Annotated in this window: 17 protein-coding genes; 9 read left to right on the plus strand and 8 right to left on the minus strand. The window is 30.1% G+C overall.

The window, feature by feature from the left end:
* A partial coding sequence (locus ACXLDF_RS15295; RefSeq protein ID WP_457559417.1) for a hypothetical protein occupies positions 1-3,277 on the minus strand: 3,277 nt, incomplete at its 3' end.
* Between the two features lie 176 nt (positions 3,278-3,453).
* On the opposite strand from ACXLDF_RS15295, the gene ACXLDF_RS15300 reads away from it, so the two are divergent.
* Together ACXLDF_RS15300 and ACXLDF_RS15305 are read left to right on the plus strand one after the other, a co-directional pair.
* Entirely contained in the window at positions 3,454-4,674 is a 1,221-nt protein-coding gene (locus ACXLDF_RS15300; RefSeq protein WP_457559418.1) for a hypothetical protein, read from the plus strand.
* Between the two features lie 173 nt (positions 4,675-4,847).
* Positions 4,848-6,071, plus strand: coding sequence for a peptidase U32 family protein (locus tag ACXLDF_RS15305; RefSeq protein ID WP_457559419.1), 1,224 nt, complete (start codon positions 4,848-4,850; stop codon positions 6,069-6,071).
* A gap of 26 nt (positions 6,072-6,097) precedes the next feature.
* Here the strand turns inward: ACXLDF_RS15305 and ACXLDF_RS15310 are convergent, their stop codons facing one another.
* Together ACXLDF_RS15310 and ACXLDF_RS15315 are read right to left on the minus strand one after the other, a co-directional pair.
* Positions 6,098-8,359, minus strand: coding sequence for a hypothetical protein (locus tag ACXLDF_RS15310; RefSeq protein ID WP_457559420.1), 2,262 nt, complete (start codon positions 8,357-8,359; stop codon positions 6,098-6,100).
* Positions 8,360-8,429: 70 nt separating this feature from the next.
* Positions 8,430-9,578 (minus strand): hypothetical protein, encoded by a 1,149-nt coding sequence (locus ACXLDF_RS15315; protein WP_457559421.1) that lies wholly within the window; start codon positions 9,576-9,578, stop codon positions 8,430-8,432.
* A 285-nt stretch (positions 9,579-9,863) separates the two neighbouring features.
* Between ACXLDF_RS15315 and ACXLDF_RS15320 the strand changes: the two genes are divergently transcribed.
* From ACXLDF_RS15320 to ACXLDF_RS15335, 4 genes are all read left to right on the plus strand, one after another.
* The gene (locus tag ACXLDF_RS15320; RefSeq protein ID WP_457559422.1) at positions 9,864-11,876 is read left to right on the plus strand and encodes a hypothetical protein; all 2,013 of its coding nucleotides are present in this window, start codon (positions 9,864-9,866) and stop codon (positions 11,874-11,876) included.
* A gap of 115 nt (positions 11,877-11,991) precedes the next feature.
* Entirely contained in the window at positions 11,992-12,225 is a 234-nt protein-coding gene (locus tag ACXLDF_RS15325) for a hypothetical protein (protein ID WP_457559423.1), read from the plus strand.
* Between the two features lie 526 nt (positions 12,226-12,751).
* Positions 12,752-13,000, plus strand: a complete 249-nt coding sequence (locus tag ACXLDF_RS15330; RefSeq protein WP_457559424.1) for an AbrB/MazE/SpoVT family DNA-binding domain-containing protein — start codon at positions 12,752-12,754, stop codon at positions 12,998-13,000.
* A 48-nt stretch (positions 13,001-13,048) separates the two neighbouring features.
* A complete protein-coding gene (locus tag ACXLDF_RS15335) occupies positions 13,049-13,480 on the plus strand; it encodes a PIN domain-containing protein (RefSeq protein WP_457559425.1) in 432 nt (143 codons plus the stop codon).
* Between the two features lie 337 nt (positions 13,481-13,817).
* Here the strand turns inward: ACXLDF_RS15335 and ACXLDF_RS15340 are convergent, their stop codons facing one another.
* The 3 genes from ACXLDF_RS15340 to ACXLDF_RS15350 form a co-directional block, all read right to left on the minus strand.
* Positions 13,818-15,737 carry an ABC transporter ATP-binding protein gene (locus tag ACXLDF_RS15340; RefSeq protein ID WP_457559426.1) on the minus strand — a complete coding sequence of 640 codons (1,920 nt, stop codon included), beginning with the start codon at positions 15,735-15,737 and terminating at the stop codon, positions 13,818-13,820.
* Between the two features lie 87 nt (positions 15,738-15,824).
* Entirely contained in the window at positions 15,825-17,594 is a 1,770-nt protein-coding gene (locus ACXLDF_RS15345) for an ABC transporter ATP-binding protein (protein ID WP_457559427.1), read from the minus strand.
* A 157-nt stretch (positions 17,595-17,751) separates the two neighbouring features.
* The gene (locus ACXLDF_RS15350; RefSeq protein WP_457559428.1) at positions 17,752-18,276 is read right to left on the minus strand and encodes a deoxycytidylate deaminase; all 525 of its coding nucleotides are present in this window, start codon (positions 18,274-18,276) and stop codon (positions 17,752-17,754) included.
* Between the two features lie 172 nt (positions 18,277-18,448).
* On the opposite strand from ACXLDF_RS15350, the gene ACXLDF_RS15355 reads away from it, so the two are divergent.
* The 3 genes from ACXLDF_RS15355 to ACXLDF_RS15365 all read left to right on the plus strand — a co-directional run bounded on the left by ACXLDF_RS15355 (position 18,449) and on the right by ACXLDF_RS15365 (position 21,119).
* Positions 18,449-19,174 carry a hypothetical protein gene (locus ACXLDF_RS15355; protein ID WP_457559429.1) on the plus strand — a complete coding sequence of 242 codons (726 nt, stop codon included), beginning with the start codon at positions 18,449-18,451 and terminating at the stop codon, positions 19,172-19,174.
* Positions 19,175-19,246: 72 nt separating this feature from the next.
* Positions 19,247-19,975 (plus strand): hypothetical protein, encoded by a 729-nt coding sequence (locus ACXLDF_RS15360; protein WP_457559430.1) that lies wholly within the window; start codon positions 19,247-19,249, stop codon positions 19,973-19,975.
* A 202-nt stretch (positions 19,976-20,177) separates the two neighbouring features.
* Complete coding sequence (locus ACXLDF_RS15365) at positions 20,178-21,119, plus strand: hypothetical protein (RefSeq protein WP_457559431.1); 942 nt, start codon at positions 20,178-20,180, stop codon at positions 21,117-21,119.
* Here the strand turns inward: ACXLDF_RS15365 and ACXLDF_RS15370 are convergent.
* Together ACXLDF_RS15370 and ACXLDF_RS15375 are read right to left on the minus strand one after the other, a co-directional pair.
* The gene (locus tag ACXLDF_RS15370; protein WP_457559432.1) at positions 21,106-22,047 is read right to left on the minus strand and encodes a DODA-type extradiol aromatic ring-opening family dioxygenase; all 942 of its coding nucleotides are present in this window, start codon (positions 22,045-22,047) and stop codon (positions 21,106-21,108) included. The genes ACXLDF_RS15365 and ACXLDF_RS15370 overlap by 14 nt on opposite strands.
* A 70-nt stretch (positions 22,048-22,117) precedes the next feature.
* Complete coding sequence (locus ACXLDF_RS15375) at positions 22,118-22,804, minus strand: hypothetical protein (RefSeq protein WP_457559433.1); 687 nt, start codon at positions 22,802-22,804, stop codon at positions 22,118-22,120.
* Between the last annotated feature and the right edge of the window lie 125 nt (positions 22,805-22,929).

Genomic DNA, 22,929 nt, shown 5'->3' on the forward strand with positions numbered 1-22,929 from the left:
GTTTATAGGATGGAATTTTATATCCTATTCCTAAAAATTTCGTTCCTTCATGACCTGCCAATTTTTCAGCCCTTAACCATTTCGCCATCTTTGTAATCGATTCTTTTATACTTAAACCCTTCATTTCTGGCTGATTTCGCAGTAAAAAGAAACTGCGGGCATCGTCTATCACAATCCGAACCAACATTTCGGGAATTGCAAGAGGTTCATTCTCATTATTTTTGTCCAATTTGAATTTTCTTAACTTTTTATCGAATTCATCTTTTTGATTTTTATCCCTAAAAATATTAATAATAGACAGCCCATTCATAAAAGCAGTCCACACTTTTCGAGGTTTATCTTTCCAATATTTTTCATTTTTAATATCAACACCGTGCACACCGATCCCGTAAATGCCTGGAAATCGCCAAGTCGATGTTTGGTCTGGAGAATTATGCAACCAAGCCAAGTTTTCCATTACCAGAAAATCCATTAGATAGCCTTCAATTTGCTCAGTTTTTTCCGTTTTGAAATATTCACTGGTGGCAGGATTCCAAAGTTTCATCAAAAACTGCGGCAAAATCAGAGAATAAGGCGAACTATAAAAACCTTCAGTCCCAATTTTATTAAAATCAAAAGTGTTATCGGCTGTTAGCACAGCTAATAAGGATTGAACCACTAATTTTTCTAATCCTGAATCCAAAACAGAAATTAGAGACATACCAAATTGTATGAAACTCACAATATTAGTTATTTTTTTAGCACCAATGATTATTTCGGGGTCTGGAAGCATATTTACAAGCTGATAATAATAAGAATCGCCGATCTTATAATTTTTATATTTATTTTTTATATTTATTTGGGTTTCTGAAATTGATTGTTTATGATCAATAAGAAAATCTATTTCTGCATGGAATTCATCAAGATTTGGATATAATGAAGCCAGTGAAAGCCAAATCATATGAGATAGTTCCCATTCATAGATATAAGGAATTGCACTGTCTTCATATAAAATAGTATCTATTCGTGTATCTTCTATAAAATGGTTTAAAATTCCAAGATTATTTTGTATATAATTGTTAAAATATTTTAGGAATTTTTTTGACTGCATTGTTATTTCACAACCTCTTGAATAACCGCCAATTTTATTTTGTATTTCGATTATATTTTCAATATAGACTTTAATTTGGGAAATAACTTCTTTATTCCATGATAATTTTTTGTTTTTATTGCTGGGGGTAGTAATGTGTTTCCAGTAATTGAATTCGGATTCAGCATCTTTTTTAAAATAATCTTCAACAAGTTTATCCAATTTTCCTATTTTATTTCCTTCATCATCGAAAATATATATTTTACTCCATGATTTTACATTTTCAAAGAAATTTTCTTTCAGAACGGTTCCAAGATTCGGCACATCGCGATTAATCGCTTCAAAATCGATATACATATTAATAATATTTTTTGCTAAACCAGGAGTCCAAAAATTAAAATTTATTAAATTATCTCTTACTGTTCTTAATCCAGAATAACCTCCTTTTATCTGTTTTATATCTTTTAAATTATTAAAAGATGTAACTTTAATTTTCCCAATAGATGAAACTATTAAAGAGCTTTCATACATCATTTTTCTAAAATTTTCCTTTGTATCTTGATTATCTTTAGTCTTTTCTGCATCATCAACAGATTCTTCTTCACTGTTAATCAATATTTTGACACCTGCTGATTTTGGAAAAGACAATAATTGATGGGATTCACCGTCGATCTCTACCGGTAAAAACAATTTGTATACATTGGGGTCGGTAATATATTTAAAGGGTATTTTTTTACCTTTAACCCCATCCGCATATTCGCTTTTTACATTTTTTAACACCTCTTGAAGGGTCATGCCTATAGAATCATCAACGTGGACTTCGATCAAAGTATCTTTATTGATACCTCTTTTTTTATAATAAAATCCTTCACTGTGCCCTATCATATTAAGAGTTCTGAAAAGAAAAGTGAAGAATGATTTTACATTACCTGATTGTTTCCAATATTCCGCAAACGGAGAATCTTTTAAGACTTGATCTGAAAATTCTTCAAATGTTCCTATTTGATTAGATATAACTTTTATTAAAGCTTGATAGCTAATTGGATCGAAAATTTCAATCTTTCTAGCGTCTTTAAGCCATTCGGTTACAGATACTGATTCGGTAGATCGGCTTTTATGCCAATTTCTATCGATGAATTCATACTCAAAACCATCCCTATTACTCTTAAATTTCTCACCAGAATCGGTTTCTTTTATTAGAAATCGTTCCTTGCTTTCTGAGACACCCCATAATTCATTTAAAATTTTATTATTTGCAAACGATTCAAGCGATAAATCCTTAAACATGTATAAAGCAGCAATTACGTCGTATTGACGACTCTTTCTCATACTTTCAGGATTGGCAAAATCTCGAATGATAAATTCAATAGATTCACCAGGATGAGTTTTCTGCAACCAATCTTCGATTTGATTCTGCATGTGGGTGGTGGTAAACAACAAGAGATCTTGCAACATAATTTTGTTATTTATGTAGTGCTCTGTGATGCTTGAGATAGTATGCTCGGCGATAACAGAACGAATGAATTTAACGCTGGTGAAAAAATGAACAATGCGTTTAGATTTGAAAATAGAGGAGACAGCACCACAGAATCTATTGACGAGAGAAGAGGAAGAAGATTGAGAAGAAACAGTGGATTTATAATCTTCTCTAAGAGTATCTGCCAGGGACTGGAAATTACCACCTTGAACAACTTTAAAGGCGGTTCGACCCTTTTCACCTGCAAAACTGATCAGTTCGCCCAACTGCTCCGCCAGCTGTGGATTCACACCTAATATCTGGGCAGTTCTAGAAATGATATTTTCAACAATCAGTTCATCCTTAAATTCGTCTAAAAAGGTGCCGATTACATGCTTGGTGATAGACCAAGTGGAAATGCCTGATTTTTCACCTGCTTCAGCCAAGAAGTTCTGCACATAGGTCTGAGGTACGGCTAAATATGATCCCAAGTTGGAAGATAATACAGAAACCACGATGGAAATGACTTGTAAATACCAGTGCTGGTTTTGAGCCGCGAGATAATTGCTCAAATCTTCGTATTTTTGATAATACATGGAGCTGAAACAGAACTCATATAAATGGATCAAATCTTGCAGCTCACTATTAGGATTTTCAACTTTAGGAACAGCTGAAAAGTGAGGTGATCCATCGGGGCCGATACAGAAATCAATATCACGCAGTGAAATCGTTCCCTTTAATTCGTTGCGCAAATGACCTATTTGTATGAAGCTGAATAATTGGAAAACAAAGTGAAAATCGAAAGAACACAGATCTCCTAAAAGTTTAAATCACTTTGTTACTTTGTTCAAATATACTAGGTCGTAAGAAAAAGCCACGTATCAAAATATATTCTAGAATTACCGTTGAATCAGAAAACAGGAGCAAAATGCAACTTCAAAATATTCCGATACAATGTCCCATATGCAAATCATATGAAATTGGATATAACGGTACTCAAAAGCGAGAAAATTCAAGAATTCAAAGCTATCGGTGCTATAATTCTAAATGTTCGTTTCGGAAATCATCAAAAGGTGGAAAACAGTTTACGATTTTTTCCTCTTTATTTCTAACTTTTATTTTACAATCTTATCTCGACCAGATTTTATCAAAACTGTTTAATGCACAAGGAAAAATGGTCGAAATTGCGCATGATCATGAGATATCTCCAAGTTTAATGAATTACCTCTATGGTAAACTCCAAATAACACTTGATCGACATCATGGATTGCATAATTTGGTTGATCACTCTCAAAAAGATCAGGCTATTGCAATAGATGAGACTTTTTTAACCATTAATGGAAAGTCATTTTACATAATTATGGCTACAGGCTATGCAAGTCATAAGATTTTGGGATTAAAAGTCTCCCGAACTCGAAAAATGGACGATCTACGTCAAGTTTTTGAAGAAGCTGATCGAAATACTATAAAACCAATCACAATTATAACCGCAGATGCTTGGAACGGGACACAGGCTTTAGCGAGATATTTAGATCGACCAATAACGATTATAATTCATAAGCATAAAAAGCCATATGAAAAGGTGGTGATAAAGAGATATGAGTATGACCTTGATTATCGATATATTTCAGTGGTTGGAATGAAATCAGATTTCTGTAAAAAACGGACAAAAAAGGAATATTTTTATATGGAATCTAAAGAAAATCGGTACATTTTACCAAAAAAGAAGCGAGGAAGGCCCAAAGGAGTTAAAAACTGTCGAAGAAAGAAGAAAACATCCAGGAGTAAGAAAAACAAACGTGGAAGAAAAGAACTTTTTGAAGTGTTTGATCATGGGAAGAAGGGGTATGCAAAGGTTGACCCGCACCGCAAAACGATGCGAATTGGGAAGAATATCTCCAAAGCGGTAGCCGCCACTATAAAAGACACATTTAAACTATTTTCAAAAAGCTTCATTCAGAATAATTTAGCAGAGCATAAAAATAGTTTGCTTTCGAATTATCTCGTGCTTTCTGGTCCAAAAACTGCTGAAAGCATCGAAAAGCGCCTGAGAATGTTTATAATTTGCAAAAATAATCCTCAATTGTTCGAAAATTTGGCTATAAACCATAACTTTCAAAAAAAAAATCTTGATTACCCAGATCATTAATTCTTCATTTCGATATCTATGGATAGAGGGAAATTTAGACTGATATTCAAAAAAAGAGAAAGGAATGAATTCTTCCTTCGTTTTTAATATTTATCGAATTTTTCTTAATTTTTGAAAACGCAAAGTTTTTGGTTTTTTGTATATTTTCATCTAGTATTGGGTGATTAAGACCTATGAAAAAAGTAGAACTTCTTGCACCAGCCCAAAACAAGAAATCTATCCAAGCAGTTGCACCATTTGCCAATGCAGTTTACTTTGGAAGTGAGGCTTTAAATATGAGGATGAATGCAGATAATTTTTCTTTAAAGGATCTTAAGCCCATTGTTGCTTTCTGCCATGATTTAAATCTCCGCGCTTATTTAACAACTAATGTAATAATTTATGAAAACGAACTTAATTATTTAGAAAATTTATTTCAAACAGCAAAAACTGCTGAAATCGATGCAGTTATTGTACATGATCTTGCTGCTGTTGAAGTAGCGCGAGAAATGGGCATACCTTTTCATATTTCTACACAAGCAAGTGTTTCAAATTCTCGTGCTGCAAAATTTTATGAAAAACTTGGTGCAAAAAGAATTATTCTGGCACGAGAATGTTCTCTTGCTCAAATAAAAGAAATTGGGCAGAAATTGACAAAAGCTGAAATCGAAACTTTTGTTCATGGTGCCCAATGCACTTCAGTTTCAGGGAGATGTTATTTTTCAGCATATGTTTATAACGATCCTGTATGTTCAGCAAATCGGGGAAGATGTCTACAACCTTGTAGACACAAATGGACTTTGAAGCATTATTCCGGAGTAGAAATCGATTATGGTGAAGGTTTTTTCTTAAATTCTAAAGATCTTTGCATGATTGCTCACATACCCAAACTTATTGATGCAAACATTGCTTCATTCAAAATCGAAGGAAGAATGCGAGATCCTCATTATATCGAAACTGTTTCCCAATGTTATCGAGAAGCCATTGATGCCACGTATTCAAAGAATTTCTCTAAAGAAATGGTTAATTCATGGATGGAAAGATTAGAGAAAGTTTATAATCGTGGATTTTCAACTGGATTTTATTTTCAACGGCCTGGTCCTGAAGATATTTCCGTAGATCAATCGGGAAATCAAGCAAAAACAAAAAAGGTCCAAATTGGAAAGGTGATTGCATATTATCGGGATGTTAAAGTTGCAAAAATTGCACTTCACACAGGTAGATTACATTTAGGTGATGAAATAGTTTTTGAAGGATCGAAATTGGGTACTTATTTAAGGCAAAACATACAATCAATGCAGTTTAAAACTAAATCTATAACCGAAACACCCCAAATCCCTCCTCAAGGAAGTGTAATTATTACAACTAAGGTGGATAAACCTGTAAAAAAAGGAGATTGGGTCTACCAATATAATTAGTAATCATAAGAACTAAAAAATAATTTCTATTTTTGATTGTTTTTTTTTCGTTTTTGCTTTACATAAAGATCAGCTACTTTTTCAATATCAGCATCAGTTATAGTGCGTTTTAGTTTAATACGGAGTTGTGAAATAAATTTCTCACATAAATCTAATGCTAAAGTCTCACCTTTTATTAAAATAGTCTGTTCTAATTTTTCAGCTGGTGTTAGAATTTTTTTTGGTGTGAGTGGTGATTTTTCGAGAGTAAATTGCTGAAGTGGATTTCGTTCTATAAATGGAGTGGTTTTTCTTGTTTTTTGAATATTTGCTTTAGGTTTCTTTTGTTCTGAAGAAACTAATGGCGATGCTTCAAAGGTAAGTGTTTTACGTCTTGTATATCCCTTTTTTTGTTTTGAAAGATTTGATAAAAATGGATTCTTTTTTTCTTCTGCTTTTTCATGATTTTCTGGTATTGGGGAACCCGAAAGATCAATTGGATTAACAGAATAATTACGAATTTTAAAATTATCTATGGGTTCTCCTGATTCGATATTTGGAATTGCTTCTTTTTTCTCTTCCTGAAGCGAAGAGTTAGTATTATTTGGTTGATATATAATTCCTTCTGGTTTATTCTGCCAATTTTGTTTTTCTTTTTCATGATCTGCTTGTAATTCTTCAAAAAAATCTAAATCATTGCTTATGTCTTTAATCTTATCATGCTCTTTCAATAATTTCTCAATTTCATTTTCAAATAATAAATCAGGATTTTCATCTGAATGATCTATTGAATCTTTCTTAGATTCATGGGAAGATTTGTTTATGGATTTTTTTGATAACATTTCACCAGGATCAACATTTGGGATTCCAGCAAAGAATGGATTTGATGTTTGATTTGATGTTTGATTTGATGTTTGATTTGCTTTTTCATCTTTTTTTTCTTGAGAAGTTTTTATTGATTTTGATGAACTTAATCCACTAAAAAATGGATTTGCTGAATCAATATCTTGTAATATACCTTCATTTCCAGACGATTTCGGTAGAGATTGACTTAAATTCTTATCAGTAGATGAATATGAAGAAGAAATATGCGATAATGAATTTGAAACAGGTTGTTTATCTTTGGATTTTGCGCTGACTTTCTTTAATTTGCTGAGATCAGGAATAATTTTCCCTTTTAAATCTGTTGGGAGTGTTTTTGCACCTTTAAATTTTCCAAAAGATATTTTCTTTGGTGCTTTTATTTTTTTCCTTTCAATTTCTTCTTGAAGTTGTTTTTCTTTCTGTTTTTCTTGTAATTCTATGATTTTATTTTGAAATACATCAATATAATTAAATTCCTGATATTTTTCACATATTTGAATTAAATCTCTTAATAAATTCAAAGCATCTTGATATTTTTGCAGACTTACATACTCATTTGCTTGTTTTAATTTAATTTTAAATTCTGGAGGTAATGGTTGCTTTAAACCGATAGAAATACTCATGGCATTGATTAATTGATCTTTCCCATCTACATCATCCAAATCAATTTCAAATATTGGATATTTTTCTAAAAAAGGAAAATTTGAAATTAGTTTTTCTTTACCAATGAAAGAAGGTTGATGCGCGTGTGTTAGGAAAATTGCTGATTTACTGTACTTTCCCTCTCTTAAGCGTAAAGAGTGAAAAAATTTCAAAACTCGTTCATTTAATTCTTGACTTGTTCCATCTAGAATAAATAAAATCATATCAGAACCACGAACGTAATTATTCCATAATGGTGAAAGAGTATCTTTTTCGATAAAGTTCCATAGATCCAAAAAGAGAGTTCCAATTTGAATTTGGTGATATACCGCAAAATTCATTATTCTTTTATCAGGTTCTGGGCTTAATTTTAAATAATCTACTATTTGTTGTCGATCATTTAAATTTGGACCCATTAAACATATTTTAGGATGTAGAAAATAATGAGTTTCGTTTATAAATTTAATAAATTCTTCTTTTTGCACTGATGGATTTTTAATTTCAAGTGGATCTGGAAAATATTTTTGAAACATGCGAGCCGCACGTTGTATTTCTTTTGCGATGACTTTTGGACGATCACTCATATCTGTAATATACAGAAAAAATACATTACCAAACATTCCAAAATGAGCCTGAAAATCAAAAAGAGGTTTATTAAAGCTCTGTCCTCGTGATGGTTTTTCAATATATCCAATTAATTTTTTAGTTAAAACCAATTCAAGCGTCTCTTTTGAATAGGCTTGTGCAAAAATATGAGTAAAAATTATTTCGTTTTGAAAATATATAATTACTTGCCTGAGCATTTGATGTTACTCCTTTTCCTTCATTATATATATGATTCACGCGCTAATTAAAATTGTCGAATGAATATTCCTATCGAGAATGTTTTCTTAATGAATTGACTTTCGCCCTCACTTCTTCGATATGAAAATCTTCTGGCGGAATATGTTCTAAAAGGTTTTGTGCCGCTTCCATTGCAGCATCTATCATTTGAAAATTCTGCATTAATTCAATTATTTCTAAACAGTTATCAGTAGATAAAATAAATTGTTCATTGCTTGTAGATTCTTGGTTTTCGTTGAAATTATCTTTATTTTTTCCTAAAATAAATTTGCTTAAATTTCTCTGAATTGTTAATTGAAAGTCTTCTGAAAGGGGTACATCAATTGATTGAAGTTTCTTCATTATTGATTTAATACCTTGCATAATTGCAAATTCTTGGTCGTAAGAATCAATTCCAGAAAATATTTGTTTGAGCAAGGACAAAGCAAGTTCAGGAAGTTGTGCTTTCAAGGTTGTACCGCATAAAGTTATTAGACTTTGTTCTCGTAAAAAGGTACTATCTATATTTGGGATTATTTTTAATGATAGATATTCAAGAATTGCTGAAAAATCTTGTTCAGGGACTTTTTCAATTACATCATCAATAAACAAAATTATTGTATGTTTTAAGCGCGAATCGTTTGTTGTTTTCCCAATTCCATAATTAATAATTATATATTTGATCCGTTCTATGACTTCTTCAATTTTTGGGGGTGTTTCAATAAGTTTATAAAAGCTTGCTTCAATAGCATTTTGAATTTTTTCTTGATTTTCTAAAGGAAATGGGAAATATTTTGTTAATTCTGGCTGCGGTCCTGTGGGCAATTTTTGTTTTGCAGTTCGTTTTTTACGTGTTTTTTTTGCTTTAGTATCAGAATCATCTACTTTATTTGATTTCTTTTTTGATTCTACTAATTTTAAATCAGGAATTTCATATTCCTTTACTGGCATTAATATATAGCTATCATCTTCTTTCCAAAACGCAAACAATTGCTTTTCTTCTAATTGTGATCGAATTAATTTTGGTAATGTAATCCCCCCACTTTTGGTTAATTTAAGAATTTCTACAGGATTTTGTGGTAGTTGCCTTTTTTCTTTGATAGTCGATGATTCGTTTTCGTTAAAAGATTGGTTTTTGGGGGCTTCATCTGATTGTTTTTCTTTTATTATTCCTGATAAAGTGGATTGTTTATCTGACATTTAAATTCCCTACAATAAATTTGATTTCATGAATTAAAAGCATTACTTGAGTTAATGAAGATCTCCAAATTCTGTTTTAGCAATAAAGATCTACTCATTTGTAAAAAAAGAAAATAATAAGTTAATCCTTATTCAGCTTAAAATAAGATCTAATTTTTTACCTATTTTTTATTTTTTCTCATTAATTTTACAAATTTTTTACATTTGATCTTTATATTTTACTAATTTTTTACCTATTTTTTACCAATATCTTTAAATAAATAAAACCGCTACTTTATATATTAAATGTCAGGTCAGATGGTCAAACTTAATTCCAACATGAATAATTTCCTTCAAAAAGCTACACAAGAATTAAAAATTCTCTTCATTCTTTACCATCACGACAAAATTCGACATTCTGAAATCCAGCATTTTAATGAGAAATATCCAGGAATAAATCGTAAAAGTAGTCGCACTTACTATAAAATTTATCAACGTCTAATCTCGTTTGGTTTAATTCAAAAGATTAAAGATTTAGTTTCTAATAGGCAATATTATGCTTATACAATAACACAGCAAGGTCGAGAATACTTAGATTTTCTTTTTAAACTACCTAAAAATCAAAAAATAATTAGTTATCAAGATTATCTGAATTCATTAAATATCCACAAGCTAAAAAATAAAAAGAATTTGAATTCAATTTTGCAAATTAACCAAATTAATTTGGATAAAGCCCAAAATAATATAGGAAACACTTCAAATAGTCAAAATGATCATATTATAAGTTATTTAATCGAGGAAATCAAATCGCTTAAATCACAACTAAAAAATATTAATCATTTTCAAACAATACCTTCCCAAATTTCCCATGAATTATCAAAATCAAATTTATATAATGAACATGGAGAGTATGGAGACTATGATGATTCTGGAGATTCTAGAGATTATGAAACATATAATAATGCTAATTCAGTAGAAAGTAGTATACTTGAGAACCCGCAGGGAAAAATATCACGTAATAATAATAATAATATTGGAAATAATCAAGAAACAACCTTAAAATCTTCATTTGTTTCACATCTTCGATCGGATATTGACTCAGATTCAGTACATATTCCTAATAAAGATATCTATGAAAATAAAAACAATGAATTAAATTCAAGTCAGCAGCGAAATTCAGTCATGCTAGAATCTCCTAAGAAGGAACTTGTTCCAGAGATTCCAAAAGAACCCCCATTTTTAACCCATCTAAAATCTATTACCCAAGAAGAAATTTTAGAAGAAATTGTATCAATTTTTGAAGATTCCACCAAATGGGGGTTATTTCTACAGTATTTTCAAGAATTAGAATATAAAAGTGAATTCAATTTGGCAATATTTAACCGTCTTTATAATCATTTTAAAGAAAAACCAGATCTTAATAGAGTAAAGACAAATCTTATACAAATAATAGATGAATTAGATTTTACTTTTAACGAGCTTAATGAAATCTTTATTAAATACCCTAGTCCAGTAATTGTGCAAATTTTCACTGAACATTTATTGACCTACTATTCTGTTGCTGAATGGGAAAATATCAATGTTAGTTATGGCAAAGGAAAAACATCAATTATTAATTTTCTTCATTATATAACTCGTTATTATTTCATTCAGAAACGATATCAAGCTTGCTGGGATTTGATACAAGAAATTCGCAGAAAATACAGCCGTATTGGTGAAATTGCTTTCCAGTATGAAATTTCAATTTTAATCCGTCAATTAGAATTTGATCAAGCTATTCAATTGATAAAAACTGAACTTTTTGATAGAGAAAGGCAGGTGGCAGAAAAAAAAACATGGTATTATATCTTTCGCGCGTTTTATGATGCTAAAAGACTTCCTGAATTCCTTAATCTTCGGTATAATAGAGATAAACGCGAAATTTATTATCAATGGGCGAAACTAGTTGAATTAATATTTCAAATTAAAAAAGGTCCTGAATTCATGCCTAATTTTTTTATAATAAAAAAAACATTAGAAACATTTCTTCCAATTTTTGAAAAAACTGATATTATGAATTTAATTCCCCAATATTTAATTGAAATGAAAAAATATCAAAAAACAAAAGAAACAAATCATAAATACTATTATTATTTCCATCTTGCTCCAATCGTCTATCTTATTTTTCAAAACCCTCTCATATTAGGTCTTTCTGAAGATTCGGATTATAAAATCGAAGAAATCCTTAATAATTGTCTCCAGAATGATATCATGGATATTTTTGATGATTTTCCATCTGTTTTACAAGAAATTAAGGAACTTTTAGGAATAATCCATTAATTATTCCAGTAGATAACAATTATTTCAAAAATATATGAATTTTAGTGATTGAAATTTTAGTATACTTTATTTTAATTTGAAATAAATTTTAATTGGATTTACTGTTATTAAAATTATGAATGATGATCAAATTGCTGAAAAATCAAATCGATTAGCATGGCTTGCTAGAGATAAATCTTATCTTTCGGTTACGATTATTTTTATTACATTATTATCCGCTGTAGTATTAGTAGTAGTTGGATTAATGCTAAAAGTCGCAGAAGTTAATATTTGGGTTTGGCGTGGCTTTTTAATTGGAGCAGGTGTATTAGCATTAGCGACTGTCGTGGAATACGAATTTCTCTCATAATACAGCTTTTAAGGAAATAACATTGCATTAAAGCGAAAAATAAAAAAAAAATCTTAAGTTTACAAGTTAACGATCCGACAAAAATATTTTCTCAAAAATAGTTGAAAATTCATCGATGAATGCCACTTACAATAAAAAAGTTAGGGGGCATGTTTTATTATACTTTTAGCAAAGTAAGACCTAAGTGCGAATAAGTTTTTTGATAATCGCACTTATGTGTTATAATCGAATCATTTAAATCTCCTCGAATCTTTGCTTTCTTATGTGGATATGGGGCATTCTTATTCTCATTTTACTCATTGGAGGAATGCTTGCATATTTTCTAAGGAGAAAAAGCGTCCTAATATTTCTGTATAAAAATCATTTACAGGAAGAATTTCTAAAATAAAAATCGATCAAAAAACTTATTCGCAGTGAAAAAATTTAAAAAACATTAAAATAAGTAATGAAATTCAGATTATTACAACATTTTTTTAATTTTGCTTACCATAATTTAAATATCATCAGTATTCTAATATATATGAAAATGAGTAATCGAGTAAAAGTTACAAATAGAGGAATGATAACTATCCCTTCTAAAATTAGAAAAAAACTAAATATAGTGGATGGAAAGGAGTATTTTATTGTTGAAGATTTCGATGGCACGCTATTGCTAATTCCATTTATAGATATTGAAAATGAAGATAATAGAATTGAAAATTCAATTGTTGATAATATTCTAAACAAAATGGAAAATGAACGACAACAGGATATCGATGTTGAATTCAGAGAGTAAATGGGAAAAGTTAAGAAAAAAGATTGGAAAACAAGGAGCAAGATTTCAATGACAATTCATGCGATTTTAGATACTGGAGTAATTATGCAAATTTTGAAGATGAAAAGACACCCTAAAATCGAAACACTTAGTAGAAATCTATTGAATAAAACAACCAGAGGTTATGTTACAAAAGCAATAGTTTTAGAAGTAGCCAGACATCTCACAGAAGGAAAAGGAAAGGAATTCGCATTCCCTCAAATTCTCTCCTTTCTTGAAAAATATAATATTGAAATTTATGAAACCACAATAACCGATAATATCAAGGCAGGAATTGTGCAGTATCAAGCTAAACCGATACTATCTGCTTGTGATTCATTAATTATTATAATCGCGGCAAAAGAAAGATGGAATGTATTTACAACAGATAAGAAATTAATTGATAACACACCATTTCATCTGAAAAATAAGATTGCATTCATGAAATTTGCTTATTCATAATGGCAATTTTAATATTCCAGAAATAATATCATTAAAAAGCCATAATGCTGATGATGATTTTCAATATTAATGGGTATCCAGGATGATTTCTTCATCCACCAGCACCACTTCATATTCTTATAGATAACGATTTTTAAACTTATTCGCATCAATTGAATTGGAATTCATCTTCAAAGATGACCAAGTTTCCCGAATCTAGGGAATTCAGCAAGATAAACCTATAAATCTGCCATTAGATTGAGTAATCATATAATCTAAGAATAAAACTTATTCGCACAAGAGTCAAAATAAAATTTGAAGAAGTTTCTCTGGAAAAATATCATATTGCAAGCGCTAATTAACTTTTCTTTATTTTTTCTAAATATTTTGCAGATTGGGTCTCAAAATACAATTGATACATCTTTTTATAAGGCCCAGATTGTTCCATTAATTCTTCATGAGTTCCTTGTTGTAATAATTTTCCTTGATCAATAACTAAAATTAGATCACTTTTTAAAATCGTTGTTAATCGATGTGCTATAACTAAACTTGTGCGGCCTTCGAGCATAATATCAATAGCATCTTGTATTTTTGACTCAGTATAAAGATCCACTGCTGAAGTGGCTTCGTCTAAAATAATTAATTTCGGATTAGCTAATAAGACGCGAGCGAATGAAAGCATTTGTCGCTGTCCCGCGGAAAGATTTTTTCCTTTTTCATTAACATAAGAATCTAATCCATTAGGAAGCATCTCTATAAATTCTCGCGCTTGTACCATATCTAAGGCATTCCATATTTCTTCATCTGTTGCTTGTTCATTTCCCAATAAAAGATTATCCCGAATTGTTCCTTTTATTAATAAAACTCGCTGACTAACCAAACCAATCGATTTTCTTAAAGCACTTAATGGATAATCTAAAATATTTTTACCATCGATATAGATTTCTCCTGATTTAATCTTATAGAAACGCATTAGAATTGAAGCAATTGTTGTTTTTCCTGCCCCTGTTGGACCAACTAAAGCAATTCTTTGGCCAGGTTTAGCTTTAAAGGAAATATCCTTTAATATTGGATTATTCTCTTGGTATTCAAAATTTACATGTCTTAATTCTAATTCCCCACAGATATCTAAAGCATCTATCTCGTAATCTGCTGGTTCTTTTAATCCTAATTGTTCACTACTTTCTAATAATCGTTCTAAGATTCCAAATAACGATTGAAAACGATTATAATGGCGCGCTAAAGCTAGAATTGGATAGAAATAATAATCAAACATAAAAATAAACAAAGAAAATGCAGCAAGTGTAATATGAGAATTATTATATTCCAAGGTTCCAATCCATAATATAATGATAAGCAGTACATGTCGGAGAAAATCGCTGATTGGTCCCATAATGAAAATTCCCAATCCTCTCTTTACAGATGATTTGTAGGTTAATTCATTTAATCTATGGAACCGTCGAATATTTTCTTCTTCTCGTTCAAATGCTTTTGAAATATTGATAGATCTCATTGATTCTGAAAAACTTTGGTTTACTTTTCCAAAATTTTTCCGCCAAATTCGTGCAACTCTTCTTTGAAATTTCCTTAGTGCCATTGAAATGAAGAAAAATATTGGAAGAAATGCCATTGAAATGGCTGTTATACGTGGTGAAAAGCTGAAAAGAATTGAAACTGTTACAATTAGCCGAATCAAACTCGTAAAAACAACAACAAACCGCTCTCCAGTTTCATATAATTCTTGAATATCATTAGTAATATTACTAGTCAAAACTCCAGTTTCTGAATGATCGAAAAAAAAAACAGAGTTTTGCAAAATTTCATTAAAAACTTGCGTTCGCATTGCATTTGTAGTAAAGCTGTTTAACTGAATTGTAAAAACACGCTGAATTACATTTGTAAACCACAATATCATAACAATAAAAAAATAAGCTAAAAGAAAAGGAATAATACGAGAAAGATTCGGATTGATGATTGCCTCTTCTATTAAAGCTAATGCTTTTTGATATAGGAGAGGGCTTAGAATTCCTAACCCAACATTAATCATCATTAAAATACTAACAATATAGAATTTTTGCTTATGAGGTACAACAAAATTCCATAAATATTTTAGTAATTCTTTATCTGAGTGTTTTCTTTTTTTATATGATTTTTGCTGTTTATTTTTTTTTTCTCTCTTTTTCGAATCTAAGATTTTATTTTTGTTAGAATCGATTGGAACTTGTTTTTTCTTTTCATTAGGTGATTGAAGAGAAGAATCAAAAAAGATACCGAACAATTTGCTAAATTCTCCTCGTTTTTTATTTAATGAATTGACTTTTTCAATTTCAGGGATTTTAATATCTTCAAGTTCTGAACTAATTTTTTATTCGCCTCCAACTTTAGTATTTACTAAAACTTCCTCAATAGGAGGAAGTTCATAGTGTCGCTCAAAAAGTCGTCTGTAAAAGGAATTCGAACGGATTAATTGTTCATGTGTTCCTAATCCAACAATTTCTCCTCGTTCCAATATAATAACCAAATCAACTTGACTTATAATCGAAAGTCTGTGAGTAGTAATAATAGTTGTATGTGTTTTCAATATATTTGAAATTGCATTTTGAATTTGAATTTCTGTTTGAGCATCAAGAGCTGATGCACCATCATCCATCAATAGAATCGAAGGTTTTACCAATAATGCTCTAGCTATCGATAAACGTTGAGCCTGTCCCCCCGATAATCTAATACCTCCTTCTCCAATAAGATTATCATATTTTTGTGGTAATTCCATAATGAAATTATGTGCTTTAGCAAGTTTTGCTGCTTGTATTACTTCTTCGTCTGTAGCAGATGGCTTTCCGAACCGAATATTTTCCTTTATAGTCGTATTGAAAAGAAAAATATCTTGTTCTACTGTGGCTATGTTTTTTCGAAGGGATTTATTAGAATAATATTGAATTGGTCGCCCTCCTAAGAGAATTTCACCTTCATTTGGAAGATATAAGCGTTGAATTAGTTTAGCAATTGTTGATTTTCCAGATCCTGGGGAACCCACAATTGCAATTGTTTGATTTTTATTTACTTTAAAGGAAACATTTCTTAAAGCCCAGGGAAGATCTGATCGGTATTTGAATGATACATTGCGGAATTCGATATCAGATTGGCTTGAATTAAACTGCTCTTTTCCATCAGAAAAAGAACCAGGATCATTTTCATGAATAATGTTATAAATTCTATTTGCTGATGTATTTCCTCTAATTAAGAATTCTGTAGACCATCCCATCTCTTCGGACATTCCAGTAAGAAGGGTTATCATGCTTGATAATCTAATTACATCACCAAAAGTGACACCAAATAAACCCTTAAATGCAAAAAAGAGCGTTAATACAATAATTGATGCAGAAAAGAAGGTAACTACCAACATTGGGTAAAACCATGCCCCACGTTTTCCTGAAGCTAATTCAATAGAGCGATATTGCATTACTTTTTTACAATATTTTCGTTTTGCCCAAGATTGGGAAACAAATGATTTAATTTCGCGTATACCTGTGAAATATGTATTAGTAATTTCTGATAATTCACCAAATTTCTCTCTAAGATTAACTGTATATGGCACAAGTTTTTTTGCATAAAAAAATGTAGTAATTGTAAATAAAATAAAAACAATAATCGCCCAGAGTAATAGAACCCAATGAACAAAAGCAGTAAGTATGAAAATTACAGACCAAAGCGTCAAAATTTCCAAAAATATTCGGACTGCAGGTGAAATTGCAATATTTACAGTTCTTGTATCTCCAGTGGCTCGCGCCATAATTTCACCAACATCTTTACCATCATGATAAGTTAAACTACGATATTGAAGTGATTCAAATAATTCTTGAGTCATATCAGTGGTAACCCTGTGTGCAATAACTTCATTTAAAAATGAAATAGAAAAGAAAATCAAAGCTTGGAAAAGAGCCAAACCAAGAAGAAAAAATAGATCTGATTGAACATCTTTCATGGTTGCACCATTCAATAAAGCTTCAATCAATTGCGCAGTGATTGATATTGGAAAGATGAACAGTAAAACCTCGATAATTGAAACAATAATTATATAGATTGTGGTTATTGGATAATGAAATGCTAATTTTGCAACCCATTTACTTCCTTTCATCCCTTTCATCAAACAGTTAAAAAATACTTACTATATATTCTTTAAGGTCGAACAATTGAAATTCTTCAGCCAAAAGTGAACTTTCCATTGAAGAAATAGTGAAGTGCAAATAAGTGTCGATTAGTTTATAATTTTGATTATTAATGAATATTTTCAATTAAAGATCAAGTGGATTTTTATTCCAATCTTTAAATACATTGAATTCAACAACAGATCCATCTTCTTTCAGATGCACGACTCGAGATATATAGGCATTTGCAATAATTCCTCGGCATACATTACAAATATAATTGTGTCCGAATAAATACAGAGTCGCTCCAGTCGTGGCATGCCCATTTTTTGCAGCTAAAGCAATTGCATTGGATTCTGCATGCGATCCTGAAGCTCGACATTTTTCAAGTTCTGTACCACTTGCTATATTATGTACATCTCGATAACATTCGCCTAATTCTAAACAATTGATTTGAGGTGCTGGAGCACCATTGTATCCTGTTGAAATTACGGCTTTGTCTTTTACTATCACCGCACCTACTTTTTTCCTCCAACAAGAACTCCTTCTACTGGCGATAAACGCTAATAATAAAAAATATTCATCCCAATTAGGACGTCGGTTATCTTGATAGGGGAAATTCTCACACCAATTAAATAATTCATTAGAAAATGCCATTGAATTTGTATTCATTCTATATTCACATTTTATTTAAGTTATTTTAAATTTAAAGCTAACACTCTTAAAATTTGCAACATTTCAAAATATATTCAAACTCATTCAAACTTTATTAAACTTATTCGCACTCACAAATTTGCATGTCCCGATATATTTAATATAATATAAATAATTTTTATTCATTTATATGAAAAGAGTAGAGAAGAAAACTATGGCACAGTTTGGAAGAAATCTCCGAATCATTATCACTATTTTAGTCATTTTAATAATTATTCTCACCGATAATTTTATGAAAATCCCAATTTTTCATCCAAAATGGTTGTATGTTTTGTTTATTCCTATTTCTTATATAGGCGCCTATATTTCTTCAAAATTAAGCGTTTATCCCCATAGTTTTAAAAAGCATCCTATATGCTATTTAGGTCAAACTTATGCATTTAATCGACCTAATACACGAGCTATGTATATTGTTCAGATTTTTTTTTTGGGATTTGCGTCTATGTTTTTTTTTCTCGCAACAATTCTTCGAAACTTTTATTCTTTTAATCCATATTTGCAATTAGTTGCATTTGTTCTCTATATTTGTGTAGTTTTGGTCATTCTTATGGGCATTATTCCAATAAATGAATCGCGTTTGCAACATTTAATGGTTACTTTTACTCTTTTTGGATTTCATTATACTATTACTATAATAATTACTGCCTTTTTTTTATACATGCAAAGATATTACGTGTTTGTTCCAATTATTGTATATATTGGGGGATTTATTCATCTTGTCGGTGCTTCACTTTACTTAATTGCATATGTCATCCAAAAAAAAGCATCTTTATTCCAGAATTTTTGGTTTTTAGGAAGTTTTATCGGATTATTTGCTCAAATTGAGGGGTTAGTTCAAATCATACCTTATCTATAAATAAATTAAGAGAGCAAGATTAAATGAATGAATAAAAAATTGAAGAATAAAATTTGAGCAGAAGATTAAACTATGAATGAGAAAAAAGAACTAACTCTAAAAAAGAATTTAATCGGAAAATATTTAACTACAATTATTATTTATGTGATTTTTTTTGTAATTTGCGATAAATATATTCGATTTTCGAAAACAACGTTTCAAATTCTCTTTTATCTTCACTTTTCCTTTAGCTTCATCAGTATTTTTATAGCCCGAAAGGTAACATCTTATAATCATAGATTTTTTCTCCATCCTGTTAGTTATATTGGACAAATGCAAGTACATGGCGTTTCCAATATGCGTGCCTATTGGTTTTATTTAATCTTTTGTGTTCTAATGGCAAATATCTCATTGATGTTCGGACTTATCCTTCATCTCTATTATAACTACTTAAAACACGTAAATCTATTAGTTTTTTTTCTGTATTTTACTGCTTTTAGCACTGTTATACAAGGTACCATTCAGATTGACCAATTTAAATTGATACATATTATTGCAACAGCTTGTGTTTTTGCTGGAATAACTGCTGTAAATATCTCATTGTTAATTTTTTATAAGAATGTAGGTGTTTTTATCGAAATATCTCTATTTTATCGAATTTTTGCCTTTGTTTTTCTTGGATTATCGATTCTTTATCTCCTTAGTTATATCGCTCAAATTCGTCCTGGATTCTTTCAAAAATTTTGGATCTTCGCGCTTTCAATCATTTTATTGACAAATGGATTATTATTCTGTCAAATTGATCATATTGATTTTGGTTGATTGTATAACCCACAATTTTTTATAAGTAGTATGATATAGATCCTTTATTATAATTAAACTAATTTACACACTAAACATGATTATATCTAAAACGATAAACAATCATAGTGATTTCGGAACTAATGTGATTGTCTAATATCACCAGAATAGATCGTATATTCTATTAATTTTAAAAGAAGAGGGAGCAGATATAGTGCATATAATGGAATCAAACAAATCACCAAATTCAGATGAACCTATTTCATATGAATTACTAACATTTGTTGCTGTATTTTTTCTGTTTTCTCTGTTTAGTATTGTGATTTTACTTGTAGAGCTCGATTCTAGCACAACATTCTTAGATCGATCTATTTTGGAGCAATTTCTTTTAGTCGCTATTGTATCAACTGTATTGTCTTTAATTCAACTTGTTAGGTTTTTTTATAAAATAAACCTATTAAGCCAACCTGATGAAAAAGATTATTCTCCAACTCGGGCTTATCAGTTGCGCGGAGGAAATGTAATTGATTTTTATCATCTCCATCAGAAGTTTGTATTAAAGGATGATCCTACTTTTCAAGCTTTACAAGAAAAGTATCATCGAAATTCTGCATATTTTTCATTTTTATGTATCATAGCAGGAGTTTTTATAATAATTTTCTTAAATCGAACAAAAAATCATGATCCCCGCCCTCATTTTCTAATCGAAATTATTATTAGTGCATCTATTTTCCTTGCTTTATTAATTTTCATTATCGCTCGATTGGTTAGACTTAGTAATCAAAAGCGATTTACTCTGCAAATTCATTCTTTAGAATTTAATAAATATTTAGATAAAATAGGAATCAATATTCATTCTAATCCTATAACTCGTAGACAATTAGAAATACGTGAGTTTTTAGAATTGGCCAATTTTTTACAAAAATTCTATCAAGATCATTTTCAAAGTTATCTAAAAATGCTCTTTTATTTACTTTTAATCTGTATAATCGGAATAATTATGCGGTTTAGCGGGCAATCCCCCCGATTGTTTCAGAGAATTGGGTTTGCTCTTATTATTTTTTCCGCTCTCGGTTTTGCTATTAACCACTCTCGATTTATGATGAAACGTGAATTATTCTTGATGACGCGTTATACTTTAAGCAGTTACTTCATGATGATTTAAGTGAATTTAAGCTGATATGAATTAAAGCCATTCCAAAATAAGTGGGATGAATATATTGAAGAATCGTAGAATTTAATAACAAATCAATATGTTCATTTTCATAGGTTTTTTCTTTTTCTTCTTTCATCACATTAATAACCCCTTCCATTATAGAAAGTGTTGATAATCCACATGCTAATGCAGTTTTTTCAAGATTAAAAATGTCTCGAGGAATAGTGATAATTCTTCCTCTAATTTTTTTTTTTGAAAAATTTTGAATCCATGAGAGTAGAGATTCATCATATTTCTTGCTTGATGAATGAAATGTAAAATTTTCTGAATCTTGATGAGTATGAGCTAAATCTCCACTAAAGAAAATACTTGTCCTTTTAGTTGTATTCAAAGCAAATTTTCCAAAGAATTCACCGCATTTTGTCAGAGTTGTATGAAATTTACTAACATTAAACCTCGCTCGAGGTAGTGAAACAACGACAATTTTTGGGCGAAAATCATGTTGATAGCAATAATAAAGCGGAACACTGGCACCCCATCCAAGAGGAATAGGATAATATCGTGATCCTAATGTAATTTTATTCAATTTAAATGCTGGATTCTTTAAGGAATTGAATTTTACCCAAATATCATCCAATAATTCGGTATCACTTGAGAATTCAATAGTAGAGTGAATTTGGGTTCCATCAATATTAGATCTATTCAATACAGGGTAATATGCGCGAAGAGAATTTGCATAGTATAGACAAAAATCTTGTTCAAGCTGATACCCATGAGGTGTAAATAAGATGATCGTATCAGGTTTTTCTTTTCGAAGAATTTTAATCAATTCTAACATTGATTGATGCATTTTGGAAAATTCTGGAGGTGCTTTAGGATCTAATCCTGGAATTATCTGCATCCCATGAGGAACAATATTTAAAGAAGTTATTACCATAATTTTTCACTTTTTCAATTTTATTTTAAAATAATTATCCTAATATCTCCAATAGTAAAATATTAATAATTCAGAAACCTTCATACATTTCTGGTGTTGGAGTATCATAAATTCTGTTTAGTTCTTCTCCTCCAAATTCTATAATCAGAGCTTTACCAAATTTCCAAAAACCAAAAACACTTATAAGAGCAGAAAAAAAGCCTATTACGATAAGAATATTTTCAAATTGAGGAATAAAATTTAGAATTGCGCCTAAAAACAAAAGATTGATACCTTTTTTCATTGCCTCAAACAATTCAGGTTCTACATCTTCTTCAAATAACTTCTTTTGCCATTTAGATAAAAAAAACACCGATATTAAGGAGAGAATAAAAATCGGTAAAGAAATGGTGTAATGAATTATCCAAGAACTATAAGTATTTAAGAAGAATTCTACAAAATTGACTAATGTGGCACCAATTAATGTGATAATTTCAATCAGAAAGAAATTCTTTAAATTAGGATCATTTGATAATCTAATAATTTGCTTCAATGCAACTAAATATCGTATATATCGAACAAATAACCAAATTGAAAAAAGAAATAACATTAAATAAGTTATATCAATTAAATCTTGAATTTTAAAAATAATTGAGAGTTGTTCTGTAGTTGTTATGATTAATACAATAAATTGAATCTTTATAAGATTTATAATGGAATCTCCCCACATTGAAATGGAATCTCGAAAATGTTTATCACTATAAATTGAGTTGCTCATGAAATTTTCATTATCCTTATAAATATGTGATTAAATATTAGCTAAAAAATAAAAAAGCGCAGATTATTTGAAAATTTTGATTTTTGTTATTGTATGATGTGAAAAGAAAAAAAGATTTTTATAAA

Source organism: Candidatus Harpocratesius sp. (genome assembly GCF_054039255.1).